This window comes from Bradyrhizobium sp. BRP22, from assembly GCF_020194175.1.
Taxonomy (GTDB): domain Bacteria; phylum Pseudomonadota; class Alphaproteobacteria; order Rhizobiales; family Xanthobacteraceae; genus Bradyrhizobium.
This window is the reverse complement of sequence record NZ_JADYVX010000024.1, coordinates 126,691-132,873: the sequence shown is the minus strand read 5'-3', so window position 1 is coordinate 132,873 and position 6,183 is coordinate 126,691. Positions and strand designations below refer to the sequence as shown.

Here is a 6,183-nt window from a genome sequence, read left to right as displayed (position 1 = left end):
GAGCCATGGCGGGTGGTGCCGCGGGTCGCGACGCCGCCGCGGGCCCAGCTCCTGGATGCCCAGCCCTCATCTGTGCCTGGGCGGACGGGCCAACGCTCGCCGTAATCACGAAGCCGCTAACAAAAAAAGCCGTAAGGTAAGCGCCACGCGGAAGCATGATCTTCAGCTCCCCGCCAGTCCTGGTCACCCGCAACTCTTAACGTGCGAGCGCCCGAATCGTTCGCTACTGGCAGCGATCCGCACTGCGATCTTGCGACGCAGGTACTCGTGATCAAGCCGAGTTGCCGAGCGTGAGCCGTCAGGAGAGATCCAGCTTCAAGGCAGCATCGATCCTCTCCACCGCCCAGTCGACGTCATCGCTGTTGATCACCAGTGGCGGCGAAATGCGGATCGTGTGTTCGTGGGTGTCCTTGGCGAGGATGCCCTTGGCCTGCAATGCCTCGCAATAGCGACGCGCGCGGCCGGCCTCCGGATGCAACTCAACCGCCAGCATCAAACCGCGTCCGCGCACCTCGCGGATGATGTTGGCGCGGATGCTCTGCAATCCCGCGAGAAAGCGCGCGCCCTGCCGGGCCGCGTTCTCGATCATCCCTTCCTCGACCAGCACACGCAGCGCGGCGCGGGCCACCGCGCAGGCGAGCGGGTTGCCGCCGAAGGTCGAGCCGTGCTGGCCGGGTTTGAACGTGCCGAGGACTTCGTTGTTCGAAAGCACGGCTGACACCGGATAGAAACCGCCGGACAACGCCTTCCCGAGCAGCGTCAGATCCGCTTCGATCCCTTCGTGCTGTTCGGCGAGCAGCTTGCCGGTGCGGCCAAGTCCCGTCTGGATCTCGTCGAGGACCAGCATGACGTTATGCGCGGTGCAGAGCTCGCGCACCCCAGTGAAATAGCCTGCTGGCGGGATGATGACGCCGGCTTCGCCCTGGATCGGTTCGACCAGGAAAGCGACGGTGTTCGGCGTGATCGCCTCCTCGAGCGCCTTTTCGTCGCCGAAGGGGATGATTCGAAAACCCGGCGCGAACGGCCCGAAATGCTTGCGTGTCTCGGGGTCGGTAGAGAAGCCGACAACGCCGAGGGTGCGTCCGTGGAAATTGTTGGAACAGACGATGATCTCGGCCTGTCCGTCTGGTACGCCCTTCACCTCGTAGCCCCATTTGCGCACGGACTTGATCGCGCTCTCTACCGCCTCGGCACCGCTGTTCATCGGCAGCACCTTGTGGGAGCCGGTCAGCTCCGCGAGTTCCTGGTAGAAGGGGGCGAGCTGGTCGTTGTGGAAGGCGCGTGAGGTCAGCGTCAGTCTGCGCGCCTGTTCCACCATCGCGGCCAGAATTTTTGGATGGCAGTGGCCCTGGCTCACCGCCGAATAGGCCGCAAGGCAATCGAGATAGCGGTTGCCTTCGATATCCCACACCCAAACGCCTTCGCCACGCGACAGGACGACACCCATCGGCTCGTAGTTATAGGTGCCAAGGCGCGCTTCGGTTGCGAGGAAATCAGTGACTGGCGGGCTGCTCATCTTTCGTCACTTCAGTTTGCACACCTTTCCGCATTCTAACCGATAATGCACGGAACGCTCAAAAATCCCCGAAACCGCACCCGGCCGCCGCGTGTCGGCTCGCCGGCGAGCGCGTAATTCGGGAAGCGGGAGAGGAAGCGCGAGATCGCGATCGCGCCTTCGAGGCGCGCCAGCGCCATCCCTGCGCATTGGTGCGCGCCGGTGCCGAAGGCGAGATGGCGGTTCGGCGTGCGGGCGATGTCGAAACGCTCGGGATCGGGAAATTGCGCGGGATCGCGGTTGGCGGCGCCGATGCAGAGCGTCACCGGCGTGCCCGCTGGCATCTTGATGCCGCCGAGCTCGACCTCTTCCACGATCATGCGGTTGCCGAGCTGGTTTGAGGACTCAAAGCGCAACATCTCCTCGACCGCGGTCTTGATCAGGTCGGGCTGAGAGATCAGCCGCTGTTTCTCTTCCGCGTAACGCAGCAGCGTCACCAGGCCATTGCCGATCAGGTTGGTCGTGGTCTCGTGGCCGGCGTTGAGCAGGAAGATGCAATTGTGCAGCAGTTCCTTTTCGGTCAGCCGTTCGCCATTCTCCTCGCCCTGGATCAGCCGCGTCAGCACGTCGCGTTCGGGATTGCCGGGCTTGCTGCGGCGCCGTTCGACCAGCGTTTCGAGATAGGCGAGGAAGTCCTTCACCGCCTTGTTGCCGCGGGCAAATTGCTCGGCCGAAATCACCGGCTCGAGCGCGCCCAGGATTGCCAGCGACCAGTCGCGCAAGGGGCCGCGCTCGTCGTGCGGCACATCGAGCAGATTGCCGATCACCTCGACCGGGATCGCGGAGGCAAAATCCTCGATCAGCTCGACCTTGCCTTTGGCGGCGATGTTGTCGAGCAGGCCGTCGACCAGGCGGATCAGATCGGGCTCCATCGCGGCGATCGCGCGCGGCGACAGTGCGCCCGTGATCAGGCGCCGCACGCGGGTATGCGCCGGCGGATCGTTGAAGACGAGGCTCGTGGTGTGATGCTCGTAGAGCAGGCTGTCGCCGTATTTCGGCAGGAACTCCCTATGCTTGTCGGAGGAGAAGGCTTTCGTGCTCTTGTAGGCGGTGACGAGGTCGTCGTAGCGGGTCAGGAAATAGGAGCCGTTCGGCAGGCGCTTGACCGGCGCGTTATCCCGCAGTGCACGATAGGTCGGGTAGGGGTTGGCGTAGAACTCCGGCGTCAACCGTTCGAGGTCGAAACTGTCAGCCAGCTCTCGTGCGTTTCCGATCATGCTGCCATTCTCTTTTTGAGAACTGATATGCCGTTTTTGTTCTTCCGGAAAGTGCCGCCCGCTTTACAGTTAGCGCGCCTCGCTTATCGGCTCGGAAACGCCCATGCATGCCCGCACTGAAACTGCCTCTGACAGCCAGCCCGCCTGGCCGGAAGAGATTTTCTCGACATTGCAGCGCTTCGATGTCCGCCAGGTGCCTTACGTGCCCGACGCCGGACATTCGCAACTGATCGAGCGCGTGCTCGGCTCGTCCACCATGCGCGGCATTCCACTGACGACGGAAGAGGAGGGCGTGGCGCTCTTGCTCGGTGCATGGGCTGGCGGCCAGCGTGGCGTGCTGTTGATGCAGTCGAGCGGCGTCGGCAACTGCATCAACATGCTGTCGCTGACGCAAGTGTTCCGTTTTCCCTTCCTGACGCTGGTGACCATGCGCGGCGAATGGGGCGAGTTCAATCCGTGGCAGGTGCCGATGGGATCGAACACGCAGGCTGCCTTCGAGCTCTGCGGCGTCAAGGTATTGCGTGCCACGCATCCTGAGGAGGTGCGCGAGGTCGTCGAGGCCGGCGCAGCTCAGGCCTATAACGCTGCTACGCCGACCGCCGTGCTGCTGTCGCAGCGGCTGATCGGGGCAAAGGTGTTCGTGAAATGAGCAAAGCCAATCTCCTGGACCGCCGCGCGGTGGTTTCCCACCTGCTGAAGGATCGCAATGGCGCGATCGCGGTCGGCGGCCTCGGCGCCTCGACCTATGACATCGCCGCCGCCGGCGATGACGATCGCAATTTCTACCTCTGGGGCGGCATGGGCGGCGCAGTCATGATCGGGCTCGGGCTCGCGCTGGCGCAGCCGAAGCTGCCGGTGATCGTCATCACCGGCGACGGCGAGATGCTGATGGGACTGGGGAGCCTCGCCACCGTCGGCGTGCAGAAGCCGGCCAATCTCTCCATCGTCGTGCTCGACAACGAGGCCTATGGCGAGACCGGGGGACAGGTCAGCCATACTGCCGCGTCTGTCGACCTGGTCGGCGTCGCCAGGGCCTGCGGTATCTCCGACAGCCGCGCGATCGCCACCATGGCGGAGGTCGAGGCTTTCGCGGCGTCCCTGAAGGAAGCGAGCCGCGGCCCGCGTTTCGCCAACGCCAAGATCGACGGCGCCAATCTGGAGCGGGTGCTGTCCAACCGCGACGGCACTTTCATCGTCAATCGGCTGCGCGGCTCGCTAGGCCACCAGCCGATCTAGGTTTCGGGAGTTTCGTAGCCCGGGTGGAGCGCAGCGCAACCCGGGGCCGCTTTCGACGTCGACTCGGAGATCCCGGGTTACGCTGGCGCTCTACCCGGGCTACGGCGCCGGAGCTATCGGACTGCGAGGCTGCCGATTTTTGTCAGGTGTGACATCGCGATATCCTTCCGATTTTACAACACCTTATCGGGAGGTTCGGGCTTGACCCAACCTTAAGTTCTGTTTTTGCACTGCCGTAAATTCTTGACATTCTTTTAGGTGAGTGATTACTCACGCGCATGTCTACCCTGCGCATGACAAGTGACTTGCGACGGCAGCTGATCCTGAGCGCCGCCAAGCGATGCTTCGCCCGCCACGGCTTTGCCGGCACCACGACCAAGAGCGTGGCGGCCGCCGCCTCCATTTCGGAAGGGCTGTTGTTCAAGCACTTCCCGTCCAAGGCGGCGCTTTACGCCGAAATCCTCGCCGAGGAGTGCGAGGCCGACCCCGATCTTGCGCACCTGCTCGGGCAGGAACCGTCGACCGCGACCCTGGTCGAACTCGTGAACGGCATGGTCAGGCACTTCCTGCAGATATCACAGGGACCGGACGAGGAGGAAGCGCAGCGGATGCGGCTGATGACCTCGAGCCATCTCGACGATGGCGAGTTCGCCCGGCTTCTCTACGACAAGATCGGCAGTCTGATCGAGCCGATTTTCACCGCATCGGTCGAGCGCGCCATTGCGGCCGGCGACGCCACCCGCATCGGCAGCGTGCCAATCAACCTGTTCTGGTTCGCGCACCATGTCGTGCTGATGTCGGCGCTGACGCGGCTGCCAGCGACGCCGTGCCTCACCTATGACAATGCGCCGGACCTCGAGCGCCAGCTTTGCGAATTCATCTTGCGCGGCATCGGGCTCACCGAATCCGCAATTTCCTTTCATTTGAACCGCCAGCCGTCACCGAACCAGGGACACTCGGTAACTGCAGAAAGTGCATGACATGAACATCGTGACCGAAACCAATATCAAGGGCGAACCGATCGAAAAAAAGCCGCACAAGCGGCCGGTCAGGCTGGGCCGCTGGTTCATCATCGTCGGATTGCTGCTGGCGGTCGTCGTCGGGGGCCTGGTCTGGTTCAACTATTTCCGCGCCAAGATGATCGGCGAGTTCTTCGCCAACATGAAGCCGCCGCCGGTGACGGTGAATGCCGCCGAGGCGAAATCGGAAGTCGTGCCCAACCTTTTGACCGCGGTCGGCGAACTCGCCGCCGTGCACCAGGTCAACGTCACCTCCGATGTGTCGGGACGCATCACCGACATCCTGTTCACCGCGGGCGCCGAGGTGAAGGCGGGGGCGCCGCTGGTGCAACTGTTCGATGGGCCGGAGCAGGGCGATCTCGCCAACTTCAAGGCGCAGGCGACGGTGGCGCAGCTCTCGCTCGAACGCGCCAAGCAGCTTGCGGCACGCAATTTCGGGCCGCAGGCGACCGTCGACCAGACCCAGGCGGCGTATGATCAGGCCCTGGCCGGCATTGCCAAGACCGAGGCGCTGATCTCGCAGAAGCTGGTTCGCGCGCCCTTCAGTGGCGAACTCGGCGTGCGCAGGGTCGAGGTCGGTCAATATCTGACGGCGGGCAACCAGATCGTGTCGCTGACCGATCTGTCGATGCTCTACGACAACTTCACGGTGACGGAAAAGGATAGCGGCCAGCTCAAGGTCGGCCAGACCGTCCGCATCAAAGTGGACGCCTATCCGGACCGCGTCTTCGAGGGCAAGCTGACCACGATCGAGCCGCAGGTCGCGACCGATACCCGCAATATCCGTGTGCAGGCCACGGTCGCCAACCCGGAAAAGATCCTCAAGCCCGGCATGTTCGCGACCACCACGGTGGTGCTGCCCGACAAGCCGCCGGTGATCACGGTCCCCGAGACCGCGGTCGACTACTCGCTCTATGGCGATTCGGTCTACCTGATCACCGAGAAGAAGGAGAATGACGGCAAGACCAGCCTGACGGCGGAGCGCACCTTTGTGCAGACCGGCAAGCGATTTGCCGGCCGCACCGAGATCATCCGAGGCGTGAAGGCCGGCGACCGCATCGTGGCGCTCGGCCAGATCAAGCTGCAGTCGGGCGCTGCTGTCGCGATCTCCGCCGAGCCGACGCCGCCGATCCCGGCCGAACCGCCGCGCTATTGA

At 63.7% G+C, this 6,183-nt stretch carries 6 protein-coding genes; 4 read left to right on the top strand and 2 right to left on the bottom strand.

What is annotated here, in order from left to right; all coding sequences use genetic code 11:
• Positions 1-298: 298 nt before the first annotated feature.
• Together rocD and I6F35_RS26325 are read right to left on the bottom strand one after the other, a co-directional pair.
• Positions 299-1,516, bottom strand: coding sequence for an ornithine--oxo-acid transaminase (gene rocD / locus I6F35_RS26330; protein ID WP_225120572.1), 1,218 nt, complete (start codon positions 1,514-1,516; stop codon positions 299-301).
• A gap of 35 nt (positions 1,517-1,551) precedes the next feature.
• Positions 1,552-2,772, bottom strand: a complete 1,221-nt coding sequence (locus I6F35_RS26325) for a cytochrome P450 (protein WP_225120571.1) — start codon at positions 2,770-2,772, stop codon at positions 1,552-1,554.
• Positions 2,773-2,875: 103 nt separating this feature from the next.
• On the opposite strand from I6F35_RS26325, the gene I6F35_RS26320 reads away from it, so the two are divergent.
• From I6F35_RS26320 to I6F35_RS26305, 4 genes are all read left to right on the top strand, one after another.
• Entirely contained in the window at positions 2,876-3,421 is a 546-nt protein-coding gene (locus I6F35_RS26320) for a thiamine pyrophosphate-binding protein (RefSeq protein ID WP_225120570.1), read from the top strand.
• The gene (locus I6F35_RS26315; RefSeq protein WP_225120569.1) at positions 3,418-4,008 is read left to right on the top strand and encodes a thiamine pyrophosphate-dependent enzyme; all 591 of its coding nucleotides are present in this window, start codon (positions 3,418-3,420) and stop codon (positions 4,006-4,008) included. Before I6F35_RS26320 ends, I6F35_RS26315 begins: the two co-directional genes overlap by 4 nt.
• Before the next feature lie 278 nt (positions 4,009-4,286).
• A complete protein-coding gene (locus tag I6F35_RS26310; protein WP_225120568.1) occupies positions 4,287-4,988 on the top strand; it encodes a TetR/AcrR family transcriptional regulator in 702 nt (233 codons plus the stop codon).
• A gap of 1 nt (position 4,989) precedes the next feature.
• Positions 4,990-6,183, top strand: a complete 1,194-nt coding sequence (locus I6F35_RS26305; RefSeq protein WP_225120567.1) for an efflux RND transporter periplasmic adaptor subunit — start codon at positions 4,990-4,992, stop codon at positions 6,181-6,183.